This is a genomic window from Burkholderiales bacterium (assembly GCA_015075645.1).
Lineage (GTDB): Bacteria > Pseudomonadota > Gammaproteobacteria > Burkholderiales > Casimicrobiaceae > VBCG01.
In genome coordinates this window covers 683,791-704,454 of sequence record JABTUF010000003.1, presented here as the reverse complement: position 1 = coordinate 704,454, position 20,664 = coordinate 683,791, and the positions used below count along the sequence as shown (strand labels likewise).

The 20,664-nt window shown below is 69.9% G+C and carries 18 protein-coding genes; 9 read left to right on the top strand and 9 right to left on the bottom strand.

The genetic code is table 11. From position 1 onward, the window contains the following. Nucleotides 1-2: 2 nt before the first annotated feature. Genes HS109_10270 through HS109_10260 form a run of 3 tightly spaced genes read left to right on the top strand, consistent with a single transcriptional unit; the run spans nt 3 to nt 3,805 of the window. Entirely contained in the window at nt 3-1,259 is a 1,257-nt protein-coding gene (locus HS109_10270; GenBank protein ID MBE7522755.1) for a Tm-1-like ATP-binding domain-containing protein, read from the top strand. Nucleotides 1,260-1,271: 12 nt separating this feature from the next. Further along, nucleotides 1,272-2,321 (top strand): creatininase family protein, encoded by a 1,050-nt coding sequence (locus HS109_10265; GenBank protein ID MBE7522754.1) that lies wholly within the window; start codon nt 1,272-1,274, stop codon nt 2,319-2,321. Beyond that, on the top strand, nt 2,318-3,805 hold the full coding sequence (locus HS109_10260; GenBank protein MBE7522753.1) for an FAD-binding oxidoreductase: 1,488 nt from the start codon (nt 2,318-2,320) through the stop codon (nt 3,803-3,805). The genes HS109_10265 and HS109_10260 overlap by 4 nt, the downstream gene beginning before the upstream one ends. Before the next feature lie 154 nt (nt 3,806-3,959). Here HS109_10260 and HS109_10255 read toward each other — a convergent pair whose 3' ends face one another. The 4 genes from HS109_10255 to gspD form a co-directional block, all read right to left on the bottom strand. Then, entirely contained in the window at nt 3,960-4,427 is a 468-nt protein-coding gene (locus tag HS109_10255) for a thioredoxin family protein (GenBank protein ID MBE7522752.1), read from the bottom strand. Between the two features lie 97 nt (nt 4,428-4,524). Next, a complete protein-coding gene (gene gspF / locus HS109_10250; GenBank protein MBE7522751.1) occupies nt 4,525-5,727 on the bottom strand; it encodes a type II secretion system inner membrane protein GspF in 1,203 nt (400 codons plus the stop codon). Continuing rightward, on the bottom strand, nt 5,727-7,301 hold the full coding sequence (gspE, locus tag HS109_10245) for a type II secretion system ATPase GspE (GenBank protein MBE7522750.1): 1,575 nt from the start codon (nt 7,299-7,301) through the stop codon (nt 5,727-5,729). The genes gspF and gspE overlap by 1 nt, the downstream gene beginning before the upstream one ends. Beyond that, the gene (gspD, locus tag HS109_10240; protein MBE7522749.1) at nt 7,244-9,433 is read right to left on the bottom strand and encodes a type II secretion system secretin GspD; all 2,190 of its coding nucleotides are present in this window, start codon (nt 9,431-9,433) and stop codon (nt 7,244-7,246) included. The genes gspE and gspD overlap by 58 nt, the downstream gene beginning before the upstream one ends. 183 nt (nt 9,434-9,616) lie before the next feature. Between gspD and HS109_10235 the strand changes: the two genes are divergently transcribed. Genes HS109_10235 through HS109_10225 form a run of 3 tightly spaced genes read left to right on the top strand, consistent with a single transcriptional unit; the run spans nt 9,617 to nt 11,461 of the window. Next, on the top strand, nt 9,617-10,471 hold the full coding sequence (locus HS109_10235; GenBank protein ID MBE7522748.1) for a hypothetical protein: 855 nt from the start codon (nt 9,617-9,619) through the stop codon (nt 10,469-10,471). Between the two features lie 33 nt (nt 10,472-10,504). Further along, nucleotides 10,505-11,068 (top strand): sigma-70 family RNA polymerase sigma factor, encoded by a 564-nt coding sequence (locus HS109_10230; protein ID MBE7522747.1) that lies wholly within the window; start codon nt 10,505-10,507, stop codon nt 11,066-11,068. Then, nucleotides 11,069-11,461: a hypothetical protein gene (locus HS109_10225; protein MBE7522746.1), complete on the top strand. Its 393-nt coding sequence runs from the start codon at nt 11,069-11,071 to the stop codon at nt 11,459-11,461. It begins immediately after the preceding gene. Nucleotides 11,462-11,704: 243 nt separating this feature from the next. Here the strand turns inward: HS109_10225 and HS109_10220 are convergent, their stop codons facing one another. Genes HS109_10220 through HS109_10205 form a run of 4 tightly spaced genes read right to left on the bottom strand, consistent with a single transcriptional unit; the run spans nt 11,705 to nt 14,153 of the window. After that, nucleotides 11,705-12,370 (bottom strand): TonB family protein, encoded by a 666-nt coding sequence (locus HS109_10220; GenBank protein ID MBE7522745.1) that lies wholly within the window; start codon nt 12,368-12,370, stop codon nt 11,705-11,707. Nucleotides 12,371-12,415: 45 nt separating this feature from the next. Beyond that, nucleotides 12,416-12,844, bottom strand: a complete 429-nt coding sequence (locus HS109_10215) for a biopolymer transporter ExbD (protein MBE7522744.1) — start codon at nt 12,842-12,844, stop codon at nt 12,416-12,418. Between the two features lie 21 nt (nt 12,845-12,865). Beyond that, nucleotides 12,866-13,297 carry a biopolymer transporter ExbD gene (locus HS109_10210; GenBank protein ID MBE7522743.1) on the bottom strand — a complete coding sequence of 144 codons (432 nt, stop codon included), beginning with the start codon at nt 13,295-13,297 and terminating at the stop codon, nt 12,866-12,868. Between the two features lie 4 nt (nt 13,298-13,301). Then, entirely contained in the window at nt 13,302-14,153 is an 852-nt protein-coding gene (locus HS109_10205; GenBank protein MBE7522742.1) for a MotA/TolQ/ExbB proton channel family protein, read from the bottom strand. Between the two features lie 458 nt (nt 14,154-14,611). On the opposite strand from HS109_10205, the gene HS109_10200 reads away from it, so the two are divergent. Then, complete coding sequence (locus HS109_10200) at nt 14,612-15,091, top strand: hypothetical protein (GenBank protein MBE7522741.1); 480 nt, start codon at nt 14,612-14,614, stop codon at nt 15,089-15,091. Nucleotides 15,092-15,529: 438 nt separating this feature from the next. Here HS109_10200 and HS109_10195 read toward each other — a convergent pair whose 3' ends face one another. Then, entirely contained in the window at nt 15,530-18,334 is a 2,805-nt protein-coding gene (locus HS109_10195; GenBank protein MBE7522740.1) for a TonB-dependent receptor, read from the bottom strand. A 239-nt stretch (nt 18,335-18,573) separates the two neighbouring features. Between HS109_10195 and HS109_10190 the strand changes: the two genes are divergently transcribed. Beyond that, the gene (locus HS109_10190) at nt 18,574-19,092 is read left to right on the top strand and encodes a GNAT family N-acetyltransferase (protein ID MBE7522739.1); all 519 of its coding nucleotides are present in this window, start codon (nt 18,574-18,576) and stop codon (nt 19,090-19,092) included. A gap of 147 nt (nt 19,093-19,239) precedes the next feature. After that, the gene (locus HS109_10185) at nt 19,240-20,664 is read left to right on the top strand and encodes a TldD/PmbA family protein (protein ID MBE7522738.1); all 1,425 of its coding nucleotides are present in this window, start codon (nt 19,240-19,242) and stop codon (nt 20,662-20,664) included.

The following is a 20,664-nucleotide window of genomic DNA, read 5'->3' as shown; positions in this document are numbered from 1 at the left end:
CGATGGCGACAGTGCTCGTGGTCGGCACGATGGACACGAAAGGGCGCGAGTCGGCCTATCTCGCGGACCGCCTGCGCGCGCACGGGTGCGACGCACTGGTGATGGACGTCGGCATCCTCGGCGAAGCGGATGCCATCGCGTGCGACATCCCGCGACAGGAAGTCGCGCGCGAGGGAGGCACGACGCTCGAGGCGTTGCGGATCGCCGGCACCCGCGGAAAGGCCGTCGACGGGATGAGGACGGGCGCCCGCGCCGTCGCCCGGCGGCTCTGCGGCGAGAACCGGATTCACGGGGCCCTCGCGCTGGGCGGCGCCGAAGGCGCCGTCCTCGCGGCGGCAGTGATGCAGGAACTCCCGCTCGGCATGCCCAAGACCATCGTTTCGCCGATCGCGTCCGGTCAACGCACGTTCGGGCCGTTCGTCGGGACCTCCGACATCGCGGTCATGCACTCGGTGGTCGATATCCTCGGCCTCAACCGCATCGCGCGCAGCGTATTCGACACCGCCGCTGCCGGCACGGCCGGGGCCGCGACAGCCTACGAGCTCGGACTCGCGCAGCGCGACCGCGAACCGCGGCGCCGGCAGATCGGCGCCACGATGCTGGGCAACACGACGTCGCCGCTGATGCGGATGCGCCAGTCGCTCGAGGAGCGTTGCGGTGACCTCGTCATCTTCCACGCGAACGGCGTCGGCGGAGCCGCACTCGAGCAGCACGTGGACCGGGGCGACCTGGACGGCGTCCTCGACTACACGCTGAGCGAAATCATCGGTCACATCGCGGGGGGCTTCCACGACGCCGGTCCCGGCCGGCTCGAGGCGGCCGGCCGTCGGGGCATTCCGCAGCTTGTCGTGCCGGCCTGCGTCGACTTCCTCGTGTGCGGGCCGCGCGACACGCTGCCGGCTCGGTGGCACGGCCGGCCGACCTACTACCACAACCCCGAGTTCACGCTGGTCCGCGCGACCGAGGACGAGCAGCTCGAGGCGGCGCGCCAGATCGCCTCGAAGCTCGGCGCGGCGCGCGGGCGGGTCGCGATCCTGGTGCCCACGCGCGGGCTGTCGATTCCGAACTGCGAACGGGGCCCCGATGGCCGCCCGGGCCCCTTCTGGGCGCCGGCCATCGACGAACGGTTCCGCCGCACGCTCATCGAGCGACTCGATCCTCGTGTCGAACTGCGCGAGGTCGATGCACACGTGAACGACGATGTCTTCGTGCACGCCGTCCATGAGACGGCGTGCGACCTGTTTTCGAAAGCAACCTGAAGGAGATCACCGATGGCGAAGCGCCGCACGATCGCTGCAACTCCACCCGCGCAAGCAGCGGGCCTGGTTCGACCCGCGACGGCAACCCGCGAGGGCGTCGAGCCCTGGAGCGAGGCGAGCGGGCCCGCGGCGCACGTGAAGCCGAGTCATCAGGACGAGGCGCATGCGCCAAGGCGCAAGACGCTCGACCTCGGCTTCCCTTCCTGGTGCCTCGGCGATCTGTGTGCGACCGACGTCAGGGAATACCTCCGGCACAGCGACACGATCCTCATTCCGAAGGCTTCGCTCGAACAGCACGGCGCGCACCTTCCGTTGTTCTGCGACAGCATCACCTCGGACGAGGTCGCGCGCCGGGCGGGCCGCAGGGCCGGCATTCTCTACACGCCGACCCTCTGGATGGGCTACAGCCCGCAGCACCTCAAAGGGCCCGGCGAGGGGACCGGCACGATCACGCTGCGGGTCGAAACCTACCTCAACCTGATCTACGACATCGGCCGCTCGCTGATCCACCACGGGTTTCGCCGGCTGGTCTTCGTCAACGGCCACGGATCGAACATCAAGGTGATCGACCCGGTGCTGCGCAAGCTCCGCAACGAGACGGGAGCGTTGATCGTCTACTACAAGCCCTACGCGGAGCGCTACCTCGGCATGCTGCAAGACGTGCTCGAGGGGAGCGTCGAGGAGACGCCCGGCTGGCACGCCGGCGAGCTGGAGACGTCGCAGTGCCTGTGCCACAACCCGGCGCTCGTGCGAATGGAACGTGCACAGAAGTCGCGCGCGCATGCGCCGGAGTGGCTGGGACGCGCGTGGACGAAGAAGGACGGCATGCCCGACATCGAATTCCAGGGCTACCGCTACTTCGACATGCCGTTCGAACACGGCGAGTTCACCGAAACCGGCGTCATGGGCAACCCGCACCGCGCTGCCGCCTACAAGGGCGAGATCGCGTTCAACCGCTTCGCGAACCACCTGATCGACGCGGTACACGAGCTCGAGAAGGTGAAAGTCACGATGCGCAACGTCGACTGGACCTCCGGCAAGACGATGGGGGGCACCGCATGAGCACGGGCGGCACCTGCCGCAGGCCGGGTCAACCGCTCGACGACGCCACGCTTCGCGAGTTGAGCGCCGGGCTGGAGCGAATCGTCGGCGCCGCGCATGTCGTTCGCGGCGCCGAAGCCCGGCAGCGGTTCCCCGGCGACATGAGCTGGCTCACCGCGATTCACGCGCACCACGGCGACCCGCTCGCGCGACAGGATGTCGCGGTCTCGCCGGCGACGACCGACGAAGTGTCCGCGATCCTGCGACTCGCGTCGCACCTGGGAGTCGCCGTGACACCGGCAGGCGGACTCTCGGGCGTGCAGGGAGCGGCGAATGCGACGTCGGGAGGGATCCTCCTCGACCTGCGCCGCATGGCGCGCGTGCGTCAGGTCGACCGCGTCTCGCTCACCTGCGTGGTCGAGTGCGGCGCGATCGTCAGCGAGTTCGAGAAACGGCTGAACGCGGAGGGCCTGTCGTTCACCCACTACCCGGCTTCCGCGGAGTGGGCGAGCGTCGGCGGCTCGGTGGCCGCGCGAGGCTCGGGCGTCCTGTCGACCCGATACGGCACGATTCAGGATCACGTGCTGTCGCTGGAGGTCGTCCTGCCGGGCGGCGACGTCGTTCAGCTTCCGGCGGTGCCGCGTCACGGCGTCGGACCGGAGCTCGCACAGCTCTTCGTCGGCAGCGAGGGCACGCTCGGTGTCGTGACGGCGGTGACCGTCAGACTCCGGCCGGTCCCTGCCGTTCGCCGATTCGCCGCCTATCGATTCGATGGCATCGGCGCGGGCATCGCGGCGGGTCGGCAGATCATGATCTCCGGGCTCAAGCCGGCGGTGATGCGGCTCTACGACCTGGACGCGGCGACGCACAGCCTCGAGCGCGCGGTCGAGGCGGGCCTCGACCGTGAAACGATGGTGCTGATGTTCGACGGCGACCATCCCGCGGTCGTCGACGCCGAAATGGCCGCGTGCAACACGATCTGCCTCGGGCACGGCGGGAGCGCGCTCCCCGCTCGCGTCGGCGAGACGTGGTGGAACAAGCGCTACGTTTTCTACCATCCGCCGTACGCGCCGACCCTGCCGCAGATCTGGTGCACGATGGACGTCGTGGCCGATTTCGCGCACATCGAGGCCGTCTATCGCAACGTCACGCGTGCCATGATCGAATCGATCGACCCGGCGTGGGCCATGACGGTACGCACGCACCTGTCGCATTGGTACGACTGGGGTTCGATGATCTATCCGCGCTTCATCGTTCCGCGCGGCCCCGACGACCTGGGAGAGGCGCTGGACCTGCACGATCGCGTCGTCGCCGCGGCGACCGACGCAGCGCTTCGGTCCGGCGCGGTCATCAACGATCACCACGGCGTCGGCATGCGTCTCGCGCCGTACATGGCGCGGCAGTTCGGCCCGGGCGGCATGGAGTTGCTCCGGCGCGTCAAGCGCGGCATCGATCCCGAAGGAGTGCTCTGCCCGGGCAAGCTCGGGCTCGCCGCACCCGGATAGTCGGGGACACTACGCTTCAGGCAATACCGCGGCGCGCCGCAGAGTTCTCTGTCGACCGGTTCGGCGGTCCGCGAACCGGGTTGCCGGCCGGGCTCAGGTCCGACACCATCACGAATCGTTCCGAACCGTCACGTCGCCGCGATTCACCGATCGGCTACCACCGCTCGAGAAACGCCCGCATCCTCGCGACGCTGTACGACTTCCCCTCCTCCAGCGCGCCGGTGTCCTGCGAGTGGAGGAGCGTTCCGTCCGCGTCGAGCACGAACAGGTGCGGGTAGCCCGCGACCTTCGGCCAGCGCGCGAGGAACGCCCGGTTGTCGTTCTCCTTCGAGAAGTTCACCTTGAGCCAGACGAATCGCGACGCGCGCAGCGCATCGAGATCGGGATGCGAGGCGAAGAAGCGATCGAGGATGTGACACCAGACGCACCACTCGCCGCCGACGTCGACGATCACGCGCTTGCCCTCCGACTTCGCCCGGGCGAGCGCGGCGGCGAGGTCGGCGGCCGGATCGCGCTTCGGATCGAACCGTTCGGGCAGGGACTGCGCCGATGCCGGGGCGAACGGCGCGACGAATGCCGCCCACACCAGCCCCGCGAGCGCGATGCGCCGTCGCAGATTCATCTTTGCCTCCCTGCCGCCTCACGGGCCGTGCGCAGCCCGACGGTCGCGACTCCTGCCGCGGCGACGCCAAAGGACCTCCCGACGTTGGCGAGGCGCGTCACCGGATCAGCTGGTTCATCGACACGATCGGCAGCATGATCGCGAGCACGAGCACGAGCACGATCGCGCCCATCACGACGATCATCAGCGGCTGCACCAGCGCCGCGATCCACGCGAGCCGGCGCTCGGCCTCGCGTTCGAGATCGGCCGCCGCGCGCTCGAGCATCGCGGCGAGGCGGCCGCCACCCTCGCCGCTCGCGGTGAGATGCACGAGGACCGGCGGGAACTCGCGCGTCGCCGCGAGCGCGCGCGCGAGCGGCATCCCCTCGCGCACGCCCGCCGCGGCGCTGCGGGCGGCGTCGGCGATCGGCCGCAGGCGGATGACGCCGGTCGCGGCGTCGAGCGCGCGCAGGAGCGGCGTCCCGCTCGCGACGAGGATCGCGAGCGTGGAGGCGAAGCGCGCGGTGTCGAGGCTGCGGGCGAGCCGGCCGACGCCCGGCGTCGCGAGGAGGCTCCGGTGGACCGATGCGCGAAACGCGTCCCGGCGCATCGCGAGCGTGAACGCGATCGCGGCCATTGCGGCGAATCCGATCCACAGCCACGCGGTCGCCCGGAAGAACGCGGAGACGGCGATCAGTGCCTGCGTGAGCCAGGGCAGCGCCTGGCGGCTCTGCTGGTAGACCGACACGACCTGCGGCACGACGTAGACGAGCAGCACCGCGATGACCGCGAGCGCCACGATCGCGACCAGCACCGGATAGATGAGCGCGGTGGTGAAGCGCTCGCGCAGGGCGATGCGCGCTTCGAGGTAGTCGGCGAGGCGCCCCAGAACCTCGGCGAGACGGCCGCTCTCGCTCGCGGCGCCGATGAGTCCTCGGTAGAGCGTTCCGAAGGTTCGCGGATAGCGGCCGAGCGCCACCGGGAGCGACTCGCCGCCGGCGACCTGCGAGCGCAGCGCGGTCAGGAGCGACGCGGTTCGTGGATCGTCGGCCTGCGCCGCCGCCGCGCCGATCGCGCCGTCGAGCGTCATGCCGGCCTGCGTGAGGGTCGCGAGCTGGCGCGTCGCGAGCGCCACCTCGCGCGACGACAGGCGAATCGACGTGGAGCCAGCGGCAGCGGCGGGCTCGACGGCGGTCGGCGTGAGGCCCTCGGCGCGGAGCCGGTCGCGCAGGCTGCGGGCGTTCTCCGCCTCGCCGACGCCGCGCCGGGCGCGTCCGGCCGCATCGACCGCCTCCCAGCGGAATGCCGGCCGGGCGCCCATCAATCGTCGCGCGTGACGCGCACGAGTTCGGCGAGCGAGGTCGTTCCTTCGGCGAGCCAGCGCCCACCGTCCGCCCGCAGGCTCTTCTGTTGCCGTCTCCGCGCCGCTTCGCGCAACGCCGGCTCGCCCGCGCCATCGTGGATGAGCCGGCGCATCGTCTCGTCGATCTCGATCAGCTCGTAGATGCCGGTGCGGCCGCGGTAGCCGGTGCCCTTGCACGCCGCGCAGCCGACCGCGTGGTGCAGCACCGCAGTTGCGGCGACACCCAGCGTCGCGAGCGTCGCGCGCTCCGAGTCGGTCGGCGGCGCCGCGCGCCGGCATTCCGGGCACAGCGTGCGCACGAGCCGCTGCGCGAGCACGCCTACGAGCGACGACGACAGCAGGTAGGGCTCGACGCCCATGTCGGCGAGCCGCGTCACCGCGCTCGCCGCGTCGTTCGTGTGCAGCGTCGCGAGCACGAGGTGGCCGGTCAGCGACGCCTGGACCGCGATCTGCGCGGTCTCGAGGTCGCGGATCTCGCCGATCATCACGACGTCGGGGTCCTGCCGCAGGATCGCCCGGAGCGCGCGCGCGAACGTGAGGTCCACGCGCGCGTTGACCTGCGTCTGCGCGACGCCGTCGAGCGCGTACTCGATCGGATCCTCGACCGTCATCATGTTGACCGCGCCGCGCGGCAGGCGCGAGAGCGCGGCGTAGAGCGTCGTCGTCTTGCCCGAGCCGGTCGGCCCGGTGACGAGGAGGATGCCGTGCGGCTCGCGGATCATCCGGTCGACGGAGGCGAGCGTGTCGCCGGCCATGCCGAGCGACGCGAGGTCGAGGCGCGCCGCGTCCTGGTCGAGGAGACGCAGCACGACGCGCTCGCCCGGCCCGGTCGGCAGCGTCGAGACGCGCACGTCGACCGCCCGGTCGCCGAGCTTCAGCGCGATGCGCCCGTCCTGCGGCAGCCGCTTCTCGGCGATGTCGAGGTTCGCCATGATCTTGAGGCGCGAGACGATCGCCGCGTGCAGCGCGCGCGGCGGCTCGAGCACGTCGGACAGCACGCCGTCGACGCGGAAACGCACGACCGCGCGCGCGTCGTAGGGCTCGAAGTGGAGGTCGGACGCGCGCTCGCGCACCGCCTGCAGCAGCAGCGCGTTGATCATGCGGATCACCGGCGCCTGCGCGTCGCCGCCGTCGAGCAGGTCCTCGGCCGGCGGCAGCTCCTGCAGTAGGCGCGCGAGGTCGGCGTCGCGCGCAGCATCGACCGCGAGCGCCGCCGACGGCGCGGTGCCGGGATCGTAGGCGCGCGCGAGTTCCAGCGCGAAGCGCTCGGCGTCCACCGCGCGCGTGCGCACCGGCCGCTTCAGCACGCGCCGCAGTTCGGCGATGCCCTCGGCCGTCGCGTCCGGGCGCAGCAGCACGACGATCGCGCCCGCCTCCTCGCCGGATGCGAGCACGCCGTGCGCGCGCGCGAACGCGTAGGGGATGCCCGGGGACGCTGACTCGCGCGCAGCCACCGCGTCGCTCGCTCGCGTCGCTACTTCGGCGGGTCGTCCGGCCGCCGGAACGGCGGCTCCGGCGCCGGCTGCGTCCACGGCATGATCGGCGGCGGCGGCGACGGCGGCCCCGGGGTCGAACCGCCGGGCTCGCCCGGCATCTTGCCCTCCGGCGGCAGCGCGGGCGTCAGCGGGTCGTTCCAGAACGCCCGCGGGCCGGGGTCGATGCGCTGCTGCTCGCTCTGCAGGTAGCGGTAGCGCTCCGAGGTGAACTCGCGGCCGTCGGCGCCGCTGCGCACGATGGTCGGCTTCAAGAAGATCATCAGGTTGGTCTTCTCGCGCCGGCGCGCGTCGTAGCGGAAGAGCTGCCCGACCACCGGCACGTCGCCCGCGATCGGCACCTTGTCGGTGCCGTCGGTCAGGCGATCCTCGATCAGCCCGCCCAGCACGACGATCTGCGAATCGTCGACGACGACCGAGGACTCGAGCGAGCGCTTCGACAGGATGATGCCGGTCGCGTTGGTCGCGTCCTGGATGCGCGAGACCTCCTGGTAGAGCACGAGGCGCACCGTCCCGCCCTCGGTGATCTGCGGCTTCACGCGCAGCACGAGGCCCACATCGCGCCGCTCGATGGTCTGGAACGGCGTGACCGTCGTCGTCGACCCGGTCTGCGCGTACTGGCCGGTGACGAACGGCACGTTCTGGCCCACGACGATGCGCGCCTCCTCGTTGTCGAGCGTGAGGAGCGTCGGCGTCGACAGGATGTTCGCGTTGATCTGCGTCTCGAGCGCGCGCGCGAGGAACCCGAGGTTCTGGATCACGCCGAGGCCCGGGATGTTGATCGTCCCGCGGATCACGCCGAGGTTCAGGCCCTGCCCGGCCGCGCCGAGATTCGCGGCGATGTCGATGATGTTGCCGCCCTGCCCGCGCGGCGTGAAGTTGGTGCCGCCCACCACGCGCGTCTGCGTGCTGTTGACGCCGTTCAGCACCTGCCACTGGATGCCGAACTCGGCCGCCTTGTCGGCGGACACCTCGACGATCAGCGCCTCGACGTAGACCTGGGCGCGGCGCACGTCGAGCTTCTCGATCACCGCGCGCAGGTTGTTGTAGACCGGCTCGGGCGCGAGGATCACCAGCGCGTTGTTGGTCGAGTCGGCGGAGATCGTCGCGCCGCCGGCGGTGAAGCTCGATGCCGCGGGCGGCGGCGAGAACGGCAACGGCGTCTGCGACGCGACCGACGTCGACGACATCGCGGAACCGGTGGACGATGGCGGCTGCGTCGACGACGGCCCGGTGTTCGTGCTGCCCGACTCCTGCCCGGTCAGGAGCGCGCGCAGCGTCTGCACGACGCGCGCGGCCTCGGCGTTCTTGAGATACACGATGAACATGTTGCCGCCGGCGCGGCCCGGCGTGTCGAGTTGCTCGATCAACTGGCGGACCCGCGCGACCCGCCCGGGGTTCTCGCCGCGGACCAGCACCGCGTTCGAACGCGGATCCGCGACGACCGTCACCCGCTGCAGCGCGTCGCCGGGCGTGCTTCCGGTGCCCGGTTCGGTGAGCAGCCGCTGCAGCGTCGGCACGAGGTCGATCGCCGAGGCGTGCCGCAGCGGGACGACCATCGGCTCGCTGCCCGGCGGCTGGTCGAGCGAGGCGATCACCTTCTCGAGCCGCTTCAGGTTGTCGGCGTAGTCGGTGATGACGAGCGCGTTGCTGCCCGGAAACGCCGCGATGGTGTTCGCGGGCACGATCAGCGGGCGCAGCACGTTGACGAGTTGCGCCGCGGATTCGTAGCGCAGCGGAATCACCTGCGTGACGAGCCGGTCGCCGGACGCGGTGACAGCGCCGCTGCCGACCGGTCCCGCCTGCAGGCGCGCCTCGGTCTCGGGCACGATCCGCACGACGTTGTCGCTCTCGACCGCGGTGATGCCCTGCATGCGCAGCGCGGACATCAGCGTCGGGTAGACGAGCGCGCGCGGGATCGGCCGCGCCGAGACGATCGTCACCGTCCCCTTGACCCGCGGGTCGACGATGAAGCTCTTGCCGGTGATCTCGGCGACCGCCTTGACGACCGCTTCGATGTCCGCGTTGGTGAAATTGAGCGTGACCGGCTCGTCCGCGGCGGTGGCCGGGGCTCCGGCGAGGAGGACGGCGGCGAGCGCGAGCCCGGCCAGGACGGCGTGGAGTCGGGGTCGTCGGCAGGCGGACGACGGGGGGTCGCGCGGCGGGGCCATCGGGCGTCCCGCGCGGCGCCGGATGCGCAGTCTGGACGCCGGTCCGGGCGGGCCGGCCGATGATAGCACCCCCCTATTCGCGCCCGGTCCTCCCCGGCGCCCGACATTCCGCTCGGTCCGCCCGAATCCGGATCCGCCGCAGGCCGCATCCAACCGGTATCCTTGTCCGGGAGCGTCCCGTCCATGCCCGTGTTCGCCACCTTCCTCGTCCGCCATCGGAACCGGGTTCTCGCTGCGGCCGCCCTGCTGGGCGCAGTCGTGGCGACGGGGCTCTCGACGTCGCCCCCCGGAGGGTCGGAGGCGCCGCACGAGATGATCGCCGTGATCGTCGACGCGGCGATCCCCGCCGTCCGTGCGGCCGCGCCCGAGAGCGTCGTCGCGGCCAGCGAGGCCAGGGACTCCTCGACCGAGGCGCCGCCCGCGGCGGCAACCGAAGCGGCGCCGCCCGCGAGCCCGCGCAAGGACAAGTCCAAGGCCGCGATCGTGATCGACAGCGACGACGGCAAGATTCGCGTGGACGGCCCCGGCGGCACCCGCGAATACGACTCCTTCGAGGAGTTCGTCGAGCGCGCCCCATGGATCGCGGGACTCGTGTTCATGGTGACGTTCCTCGTGTTCCTGACGCCGATCCTCATCGTCGCGCTGTTCATCTGGTACAAGATGCGCAAGACCCGGATGCTGAACGAGACGATGATCCGGCTGGCCGAGAAGGGTGTGGTGCCGCCGACCGAGGCGTTCGACGCGGTCGAGGGCGGCCGGCCCGATCCGATGGCCGCGAGCCCGTCGGTCGCCCCGATCTACGCGCGAGCCAAGTCGGTGCGCGAGAAGGCCGCGTGGTCGGACCTGCGCAAGGGCGTCATCGTCGGCGCGGTCGGCCTCGGGTTCACGTTCTACTCGATGCTCGACGACGGTTCGCCGAACTTCGTCGGCCTCGTCCTGCTGTTCGTGGGCCTCGCCTACATCGTCCTCTGGTACTTCGAGGACCGGCAGATGACGGCCGTGCGCCGCGAGCCGCCGTCGCCCCCGCCGTCGGCGTGACGCCTTCGCCCCGCGCCGCGTACGCCCGCGCAGGTGACCGATGCCGAACTCATCGCCCGCTCGCTCGTCGGTGACGACCGGCACGCGTTCGCCGAACTGGTCCGCCGCCACCAGTCCGCAGTGCGGGCCTGCCTGCGAAGGCTCACCGCGGGCAACCACGCGCTCGCCGACGACCTCGCGCAGGAAACCTTCGTCCTCGCGTGGCGCAACCTCGAGTCGTTCCGCCAGGAGGCCCGCTTCTCGACCTGGCTCTACCGGATCGCCACCAACTGCTGGCTCGCCGACGCGCGCAAGCGCAAGGAAACGCTGCTCGGCGACAACGACGCGGAGGTCGCCGACGACGATGATCCGTCAGCGGAACCGGGCGAAGGCAACGACGACCATGCCCGCGACGCCGCGCTCAAGATCGACATGGAACGCGCGCTCGCGGTGCTCAGCGAGGCCGAACGCGCCGCGATCGTGCAGTGCTACCATAACGATCTGTCGCACGAGGAAGCCGCGTTCGTCCTGGGCTGTCCGGTGGGCACCGTCAAGACGCACGTGCACCGCGCCAAGCAGAAGCTCAGGTTGGCGCTCGCCTCCTGGAGCGAACGATAGATGGCCGCGCAGGCCGAACCCATGATCCCGGCGAACGCCCCGTCGCTGCCCGATTCCGCCGAAACCGCCGATTGGCTGGAGCGTGCGCTCGCCGACGACGCGATCGAAACGCGCGCCGCGCACATCGACGATGCGGGATTCACGGCGGGTGTCATGGCGGCGCTGCCGGCGCCGGCGACGGTCCCGCGCTGGCGCAGGCCGGCCGAGTGGGCGTTGTGGGGCATCGCATCGGCGGGCGTCGCGGTCGCGATGCCCGAACTCGTCACCGGCGTCGCGCGGGAGATGTTTCGCCTCGCCGCGCAGCCTGTCTCGCTGCCGCACCTCGCCGCCGCGCTCCTCGCGATCGGCGTCGCCACCTGGGGCGGCGCCGCGTACGTCCTGCGGCGCGACTGACGAGCCGTACGTTCCGCTCGGGCCCGAAAGGCGTCAGGCTCAAGCCTGACCTACGAGAACCTCGGGCGCCTCGGGTTGCTCGTAGGTCCGACTTCCGTCGGACGCATCTTTCTTCGATGCCGCGAATCCCGTCAGGCTGAGGCTTGGCCCGCAAGAACCTCGAAGCGCCGTGGAACACGCACCTACGACGAAGACCGCCAGGAGGCGGCCTTCGTCGCGTCGATGCGCGCATGGCGCGTCCGCTCAGTCCTTCAACGTGAAGTTGATCTCGACTTCGCCGGTGTACTTCTCGCCCTCGGCCTTGAACTTCCATTCCTCGAGCGCGGACTTGACCGCACGGTCGAACACCCGCGGCGGATCGGAGGACATGATGATCACTTCGGTGACGTTGCCCTTCTCGTCGATCAGGAGCCGCGCCACGACGCGCCCCTTCGCGACCTGCGCGCGGATCGCCTCGCGCGGATAGGTGGGGTCGTCGCCCGAGATGCGCGTGATGCCGCGGCGGATCGCCGGCTTCGGTGGAGGAGCCGGCGGCGGCGGCGCGACGACCGGCGGCGGCGGCGGCGCGATCACGTACTCCTGCTTCGGCGGCTCGGGCGCGACCGCGGTGATCGTGGGCGCCTGCTGCACGACCGGCGGCGGAATGTCCGGCGGCGGCACGTACGGCTGCACCGGCACCTCGACCTTCGGCTGCTCGATGATCTTCTTCGGCGGCGGCGGCGGGGGCGGCGGCGGCGGCGGCTTGATCTCCTCGATGATCGTCGCCGTGATCGGCTTCTTGATCACCTCGACCGCCTTCCGCGCGAGTCCGGTGACGAGCGCATAGATCACGAGCGCGTGCACCAGGATGACGAACGCGATGCCGACCACGTGCCGGGCCGGATCCCTCTGTCGTCGTGCGTAGTCCATGCGTGACTCCGTGTCCGCGGGGCGGATCGCGCCCCGCGGACCTCGCTATTCGATGAACTGCTCGCTGCCGATGATCCCGATCTTCGTGAGACCGAGACGCTGGGCGGAGGCGAGCACCGCGGCCGTCTGCGCGTACTTCGAGCCCTTGTCGGGACGCAGGTGGACTTCCGGCTGCACCGGGAGCGCCGCGGCCTCCGCGAGCTTCTGCTCGAGCGTCGCGCGGTCCGGCAGGACCTCGCCGTTCCAGTAGATGCGGCTGTCCTTGTCGATGTCGATCTTGAGCACGTCCGGCTTCACGAGCTGCGGAGGCGGCGTGCCGACCGGCATGTTCAGGTTGACCGAATGGAGCTGGATCGGAAGGGTGATGATGAGCATCACGAGCAGCACCAGCATCACGTCGATCAGCGGCGTGGTGTTGATGTCGATCATGACATCCGGGTCGCCCGAGCTTCCCGTGCCGACGTTCATGGCCATCGTGGGTTCCTCGCTCGCCGGTCAGCCGCCGCGCGCGGGCGGCTCGGTGATGAAACCGACCTTCGCGATGCCGGCGCGCTGGACCGCGTAGATGATGCGGCCGACCGCGTCGTAGTTCGCGCCGCCGTCGCCGCGGATCTGGACCTCGGGCTGCGGGTTCAGCACCGCGACCTTCTTCAGCCGCTCGATCAGCGCGGGCGTGGACGCGATGCGCAGGTCGTTCCAGTAGATGCGCCCGCCGACGTCGACCGAGAGCGTGATGTTCTCGGGCTTGGTCTCGCGGACCTCGTTGATCTCCTTCGGCAACTGGACGGGGATCGACGTGGTGACGACCGGGATCGTGATCAGGAAGATGATCAGGAGCACCAGCATCACGTCGACCAGCGGCGTCGTGTTGATCGCCGAGACGACTTCGTCTTCTTCCCCGTCGGGCGAACCGACGTTCATCGACATGGCGCTAGCCCCGCGCGTGCGTGGGCTTCGGGGCCGACAGCAGCACCGCGTGGAGGTCCGCGCCGAACGCGCGCACCCGCTCCATCGCGGACTTGTTGCGGCGGATGAGCCAGTTGTAGCCGAGCACCGCGGGCACCGCGACCGCGAGGCCGATCGCCGTCATGATCAGCGCCTCGCCCACCGGACCGGCGACCTTGTCGATCGACGCCTGGCCGGCGATGCCGATCGCGGTCAGCGCGTGGTAGATGCCCCACACGGTGCCGAACAGGCCGATGAACGGAGCGGTCGAGCCCACGGTCGCGAGGAACGCGAGTCCGTCCTGCATGCGGCTCTGCACGTTCTCGATCGCGCGCTGGATCGACATGGTGATCCAGTCGTTCATGTTGACCGCCTCGAGCATCCCGGTGTGCTTCTCGGAGGCTTCGAGGCCGGATTCGGCGATGAAGCGGAACGGGCTGCCGCCCTTCAGGCGGTCCGCCCCCTGCTTGACCGTCGGCGCGTTCCAGAATTCCTTGTCCGCCTTCTTCGCGGCGCGGATGACGCGCGACTGCTCGTAGATCTTGGTGATGATGATGTACCAGGTGCCCATCGACATCAGCACGAGGATCAAGAGCGTCGCCTTCGTGACCATGTCGGAGGCGCGCCAGAGCGTCTCGAGGCCATAGGGGTTGTCGACCACCTCGGTGGCGCGGGCCGGGGCCTTCGGCGCGGCGGCAGGCGCGGGCGCGGCGGCATCCGCGGCGGGCGCCGCCGCGGGGGCTCCGGACGGGGTCTGCGCGAACGCGACGGGGGCCACGGGCGTCACGCCCATGAGCAAGGCCACGGCCAAGGCGGCCCAACGGGTGATCTTCAACATGGTGTCTCCAGACTGGGGTTCCGTTCGGATCGAAGGGACCGGGGATGCCGCCGCGGGGCGCGGGTCGCGCCATCGGGGTGCTCGTCCCGGCCGCTGGTGGGCGGGCGGGCTCCGGGCGTCTCCGGAAGGGTGAATCGTGCTGTCGTCGACCTCACTCGAACTCTGCCGTCCCCGGGCAGGCCGTCCACCCGCGCAGTCCGACCGCGCTGCGCGACTCCGGCCGTGCATCAAAGCATCGGCCCCGCAACTTCGCGGGGCCCGGGGCCGTCAAAAAGGCGCGCTATGGTGCCTCCAAGCCGGTGAAAAGTCCAGCACCGGATTAGAGCAAAGGTTCGGATTGCCGGCTCGCCGGCCGGGAATGGCGATCGGACCGACGACCGGAGGCGCAATTGGTGGTAAAAGGACGCCCTCGACGCCGGCCGCACCGGGCGTCCTCAACCCTCCCGAGGAAACCACGCATGTATCGCCCGCTCGCCGCCGCCCTGCTCTCGCTCGCCTTCGCATTCGCGCCTGCTGCCGGAGCGCAAGGCTCCGATCCCGCGGCCGACTTGAAGGCGCTCGTCGGACAGACGAAGACGCCCGAGGCGAAGCGCGCCTACGTCGCTTCCGCGCTCGCGCTCACCGACGCCGAGGCGAAGAAGTTCTGGCCGGTGTACGACGCCTACCAGCGCAAGCTCGACGCCAGCAACCGGCAGTATTCACGGCTGTTCGAGGATGTCGTGATGTCGGGCCGCCCGGTTAGCGACACCTACGCGAAGGCGCTCGCGAAGGATCTCACCGAGGTCGAGGATGCCCAGACGCGCGCCCGCAAGTCGATGTACTCGGCGTCGGTGAAGGCGCTGCCCGGCCGCAAGGCGATCCGCTATCTTCAGATCGAGAACAAGATCCAGGCGGCCTATCACTACGAAGTCGCCAACACGTTCCCGCTGGTCCGCTGATTGCCGTGGGTCGGCCCTGTGGGTCGGCCCTGTGGGTCGGCCTTCAGGCCGACGCTTTCCGCTTTCCGCATTTCGATCGCATCGGCACCGACCCCATCGGGCTGACGCCCAGGCTGTCGGGCTGAAGCCCGACCCACAGCGAGGATGCGGCACCTCGTCGGGCTGAAGCCCGACCCACAGCGGAGGGGTTGTGGGTCGGCCTGGTGGGTCGGCCTTCAGGCCGACGCTTTTCGCTTTCCGCTTTTCGATCGCATCGGCACAGACCCCGTCGGGCTGAAGCCCAAACCGTCGGGCTGAAGCCCGACCCACGGCAGTTTGCATCCCCCCGTCGGTTACTGAAGCCCGACCCACAAGCCCGCCCAAAAGAACGGGGGCGCCGAAGCGCCCCCGATGCTGCCGGCGGATCCGGTGCCCGGGATCGCCGGGCACGGACCGCGATCACCAGAACTTGTAGCTCGCCTGCACGTACCAGAACCGGGCGCGCGGGTCGTACATCGCCGCGTCGTAGCCGCTCTGGAACTGGTTCGACACCGGGATGAAGATCGGCGGATCCTCGTCGAACAGATTCTTGACGCCGGCCGCGACGCGCAGGTTCTTCACGCCCGTCCACGCGACCTGCAGGTCCCAGATCTGCTGGTTGCCGGTCTCGCGGTGGTTGCCGTCGAGATCGCAGCCCATCTGGTAGCTGCGGTAGTAGTTCTGCGTCAGGAACGCCGCCCACTGGCCGTACTCGTAGCCGAACTGCAACTGGTGCTTCCAGCGCGGGATCACGCCGCCGGTATCCGAATCGAGCACCGGGTTGCAGTCGCCGTCGACGATGGTCCCGACCTTGTGCGACAGGACGCCGCCCGGGCTCATCTGGTCGAACTTCTGCATGTAGGTGCCGAGCAGGCTCACGCTCGGCGTGCCCCACTTGAACGTGTCGCGGTAGGTCATCGAGATGTCGTAGCCCTGGACCGTGGCGTCGCCGGTGTTCACCGTCTGCGAGTTCACCGTCAGGATGTTGCCGTCGGCATCGCGGACCACCGAGTTGGCATAGGCCGGGTTGCCGGTCGCGTTGCCCGACACCACTTCCTGCGTCGACGGTGTGGCGATGATGTCCTCGAGCTTGATCTGGAACCAGTCGACGCCGAACGAGAACTGCTTGACCGGCTGCAGCACCACGCCGAGCGACCACTGCTTCGACTCCTCGGGCTGGAGCTCCGCGTTGCCGCCGGTGTACTCGTTGACCTGCAGGTCGGATTCACCCGTCACCGGGTCGTTGAACTGCGCGGACGAGCCCAGCACCACCGGGTAGTACAGGTCGGAGAGCGTCGGGGCACGGAAACCGGTGCCGTACGCGACCCGCGTGAGCAGCCACTTGGTCGGCTGCCAACGGGCCGACACGTAGTAGTTGGTCGTGTTGCCGAAGTCGCTGTAGTCGTCGTTGCGGATCGCGAGCGACGCCTCGAGGTCACCCGCCTTCGAGCCGCGGACGATCGGGACGTTCAACTCACCGTAGAACGCGAGAATGTCGCGGCTCTGGTCGAGGTTGACGGTCGCGCCCCCCAAGCCCGCGATGTCGCCGGTGAACTGCGCCGGCGCCGGGTTGAGCTGGATCGACTGGTCGACCCAGTTGAAGCCCAGCGCGTAGGTGAGCGGTCCGGCCGGCAACTGGTAGACCTCGCCGGTGATCTTGCCGTCGACCGTGTCGCTCTTGCTCTTCGCGTTGAGCGTCGGCCCGAGGTAGTTGGCCGAAGCGATCGCTGCGTTGAACTCGGGCGTCTGCGTCAGCGACCAGGGATTCCAGTCGTCGCGCGAATTGATGACGTTCCCGTACTGGGACAGCGAGAAGTATCCGCCGGTGGTCTGGCCCTTGACCTCGTTCTCGTTGTGGTAGTACGCGAGTTCCCAGTCCTGGTTCCTGAACGTCCCGCGCAGGCCTGCGAGCGCGCGCCACTGTTCGGCCTTGTCGGTCGTCTGCCGGCCGCCGAAGTCCTGCACGCGCGAGGTGATGGCGAGCGGCTGTCCGACCAGTGCGCCGTAACCCTGCGCGGTCAGGTAGTCCGCCGCGAGCTGGTAGTTCGGGTTGGTCGGCTTGATGACGAGCGCCGAGTCGATGCCCAGTTGGTCGAACAGGCTGTTGGTCTGGTTGAACGACCAGCGGACCGGCGAGCCCTGGATCGTCTGGATGCTCTCCTGCTCCGAGTACATGCCCTCGGCGAAGAACTGGACGTCCTTGGTGATCTGCCAGGTGAAGTTGACGCTGCCGTTCCAGCGCTCGGTCTCCGGGATCAGGCCGACGAACGGCGCGGTGTCGTAGTTGCAGTACGGCGTGCCCTTCGACGTGTTCGTCGGGTTGAGCCGCATGTTGACGGCTTCGCAGTTGTTGGTCGCTGCGAGCGGGTTGCCGTAGCCGGATCCCGGGGAGGTGCCGAAGCCCGGCTGGCGGGTGCCCGGCACCCAGTTGCCGTTCGCGACCGACCCGGTGCCGAGGTTCCATCCGCCTTCGATGTTGCCCTGCCCGGTCGCACCGCTGACGAAGTACGGCAGCACCGTGCCGACGGATGCGAAGTCGCGGTCCTTGCCGAACAGCGCGTCCTGCTTGGCGTAGGCGAGCGACGCCGTCACGTTGAACTTGTCCTTCGCGAGGTCGCCGAAGCCGCCGATGATGTAGGCATCCCAGCCGGTCGCGCTGCCGCTGCGCGTCGACTGGCCGTACTGGCCGCCGACCTCGACGCCCTTGTAGTCCTTGCGCAGGATGAAGTTGATCACGCCGGCGATCGCGTCCGACCCGTAGACCGCGGAAGCGCCGTCACGCAGCACTTCGACGCGCTCGATCGCCGCGATCGGAATCGAGTTGACATTGACCGAGCCGTCGTCAGCCGAGAAGCCGGCGATTCGCCGGCCGTTCACCAGCACCAACGTCCGGGTCGAGCCCAGGCCGCGCAGCGACACCGACGATTGACCGTAGGTCGAGAGGCCCGCGCCGCTCGCCATGTTGAGACCGCCGAGCGAGTCGACGAACGGCAGCGTCGCGACGAGCTGTTCGGTCGAGGTAACGCCCAGCGTCTTGATCTCCTCCCGCGTGACGACGGTGATCGGCAGCGATCCTTCCGCGTCGACCCGACGGATCGACGAACCGGTGACTTCGACCCGCATGTCCTGTGCGTAGGCTGGCACCGCGGTCAGCAGTGACGCCACCGTACCGACGCTCGCGAGGTAGGCGAGCGCGGCCGCAACCTTTCTGCGTTGAAAAGCCATGGAAACCCCCAGAGTTTTGTGAAGTGCCGCGCCCGGGCAAGCTGCCCATGACGCGCCACGTGCCCTGACTGTACTCGACCGTCAAACGGCGGGGCAACGAAACCGGGGGGATTGCTACACTGCGGCCGGTGAAATGTTGCAATTCTGCCAACCGTGCCGCTCTCCGGCCCGCAACCCGCTGATTTTTCGGCGGTCGCCCCCCAAGGGAGAGGAACCGAAGGGGAAGCGGCGTGATGCCGATGGACCCCATCGTGATTCGTGCCGCGCGTCCATCGGACGCCGGGACGATCCACGGCCTGATCGGCGACCTCGCGCGTTACGAACGGCTGGAGCACCTTTGCACCGGGTCGGTCGACGAGCTTTCCGACGCGCTGTTCGGCCCGCGGCCGGCCGCCGACGTGCTGGTTGCAGTATCAGGTGAGGAAATCGTCGGATTCGCCTTGTTTTTCACAACTTTCTCGACCTTCCTCGCCCGGCGCGGCGTGTGGCTGGAGGACCTGTACGTCCGGCCCGGGCACCGGGGCACCGGGGTCGGCGGGCGATTGCTGCGCGCGGTCGCGGCGATCGCGGTCGAGCGGGGCTGCGGGCGGTTCGAGTGGTCGGTGCTCGACTGGAACGCCCCCGCGATCGGCTTCTATCAGCGTCTCGGCGCGACGGTCCTGCCGGACTGGCGGATCGCGCGGGTCACGGGCGAGGCGCTGGCGCGTCTCGGGGAAGGGGGAAGACGGGAAGGGGGAAGGGAGAAGGGGGAAGGGTGAGTCGGCGCCATGCGTGAGTCCCTGCCCCCATGAAGGTTCTTTGACCCCGCACGTACTTGCCGATCCGCGCGCGTCGGCGTTGTACCCTTCCCCCTTCCCTCTTCTCCCTTCCCAGTTATTCCCCTTCTCCCTTCCCAGAACTTCGCCATGCCGCTCGACCTCCCCCGCCTCTCGATCGACGCCGACTACTGGTCGCTGCGCTTCGTCGACCAGGTCGCGACGACCTGCACCGTCCGCAGGAACGTGCCGCTGCCGCTCGAACGCGCGCACGAGCGCGGCGTGATGGCGACGGTCTACGCGGACGGCGGGTACGGCTACGCGGCCACGCCCGACCTGTCGCGCGCGGGCATCGAGGCGGCGCTCGAACGCGCGCGGGCCTGGGCACGGGCCACCGCGTCGCGCGCGCTGTTCGACACCCGGCCGCTGCCGCGTCCCGCTCCGGGCGGATCCTATGCCTCGCCGTCGATCGACGCGCCGGAACCGGCGATCGCCGACTGGTACGACCTCCTGATGGCCGAGTCGACCGCGGCCGCGATCGACCCGCGCATCGTCGACTGGAGCGCGAGCATCGAGGTGCGGCACGCGACGCATCGGCTGGTGACGAGCGAAGGGGGCGACCTCGTGCAGCGCTACCGCTTCGTGCTGCCGGGGCTCGCCGCGTCGGCGCACGCGGAGGGCGACACCCAGACGCGCACGCTGCACGGCTATCGCGGGATCTGCCAGCAGGGCGGTCCGGAGGTGCTCGCGCGCTTCGGCTACGCCGGCGCCGGGCGCCGCATCGCCGAGGAGGCGCTCGAACTCGTGCTCGCGCCGAACTGCCCGTCGGGCACGATGGACGTACTGCTCGCGCCCGACCAGATGATCCTGCAGATCCACGAGTCGATCGGCCACCCGCTCGAACTCGACCGCATCCTCGGCGACGAGCGCAACTTCGCCGGGACGAGCTTCGTGACGCCCGACATGTTCGGGAGCTACCGCTACGGCTCCGAGCACCTGAACGTCACCTTCGATCCGACGCGGGCGGAGGAACTCGCGAGCTACGGCCACGACGACGAGGGCACGCGCGCCGAACGCGCGTTCCTGATCCGGCGCGGCATCCTCGAGCGGCCGCTCGGCGGCGCGATCTCGCAGGCGCGCGCCGGACTGCCGGGCGTGGCGAACGCGCGCGCCGACAACTGGAACCGCCCGCCGATCGACCGGATGGCCAACCTCAACCTCGAACCGGGGAGCGAACCGTTCGAGGCGCTCGTCGCGCGCATCGGCCGCGGCGTCTACATGCAGACCAACGCGTCGTGGTCGATCGACGACTCGCGCAACAAGTTCCAGTTCGGCTGCGAGCGCGGCGTGCTGATCGAGGACGGCATGCTCGCGGGCGTCGTCAAGAACCCGAACTACCGCGGCATCTCGTCGACGTTCTGGCGGAGCCTCGCGGCGGTCGGAGACGCCTCGACCCTGCAGGTGCTCGGCACCCCCTACTGCGGCAAGGGCGAGCCGTCGCAGATCATCTGGGTCGGGCACGCGTCGCCGGCGTGCGTGTTCACCGGCGTCGATGTCTTCGGCGGGGAGTCCTGA

Coding starts and splice junctions, on each gene's coding strand:
- HS109_10270 (MBE7522755.1), top strand. CDS start 3: ATGGCGACAGTGCTCGTGGTCGGCACGATGGACACGAAAGGGCGCGAG.
- HS109_10265 (MBE7522754.1), top strand. CDS start 1,272: ATGGCGAAGCGCCGCACGATCGCTGCAACTCCACCCGCGCAAGCAGCG.
- HS109_10260 (MBE7522753.1), top strand. CDS start 2,318: ATGAGCACGGGCGGCACCTGCCGCAGGCCGGGTCAACCGCTCGACGAC.
- HS109_10255 (MBE7522752.1), bottom strand. CDS start 4,427: ATGAATCTGCGACGGCGCATCGCGCTCGCGGGGCTGGTGTGGGCGGCA.
- gspF (MBE7522751.1), bottom strand. CDS start 5,727: ATGGGCGCCCGGCCGGCATTCCGCTGGGAGGCGGTCGATGCGGCCGGA.
- gspD (MBE7522749.1), bottom strand. CDS start 9,433: ATGGCCCCGCCGCGCGACCCCCCGTCGTCCGCCTGCCGACGACCCCGA.
- HS109_10235 (MBE7522748.1), top strand. CDS start 9,617: ATGCCCGTGTTCGCCACCTTCCTCGTCCGCCATCGGAACCGGGTTCTC.
- HS109_10225 (MBE7522746.1), top strand. CDS start 11,069: ATGGCCGCGCAGGCCGAACCCATGATCCCGGCGAACGCCCCGTCGCTG.
- HS109_10220 (MBE7522745.1), bottom strand. CDS start 12,370: ATGGACTACGCACGACGACAGAGGGATCCGGCCCGGCACGTGGTCGGC.
- HS109_10215 (MBE7522744.1), bottom strand. CDS start 12,844: ATGGCCATGAACGTCGGCACGGGAAGCTCGGGCGACCCGGATGTCATG.
- HS109_10210 (MBE7522743.1), bottom strand. CDS start 13,297: ATGTCGATGAACGTCGGTTCGCCCGACGGGGAAGAAGACGAAGTCGTC.
- HS109_10205 (MBE7522742.1), bottom strand. CDS start 14,153: ATGTTGAAGATCACCCGTTGGGCCGCCTTGGCCGTGGCCTTGCTCATG.
- HS109_10200 (MBE7522741.1), top strand. CDS start 14,612: ATGTATCGCCCGCTCGCCGCCGCCCTGCTCTCGCTCGCCTTCGCATTC.
- HS109_10195 (MBE7522740.1), bottom strand. CDS start 18,334: ATGGCTTTTCAACGCAGAAAGGTTGCGGCCGCGCTCGCCTACCTCGCG.
- HS109_10190 (MBE7522739.1), top strand. CDS start 18,574: ATGGACCCCATCGTGATTCGTGCCGCGCGTCCATCGGACGCCGGGACG.
- HS109_10185 (MBE7522738.1), top strand. CDS start 19,240: ATGCCGCTCGACCTCCCCCGCCTCTCGATCGACGCCGACTACTGGTCG.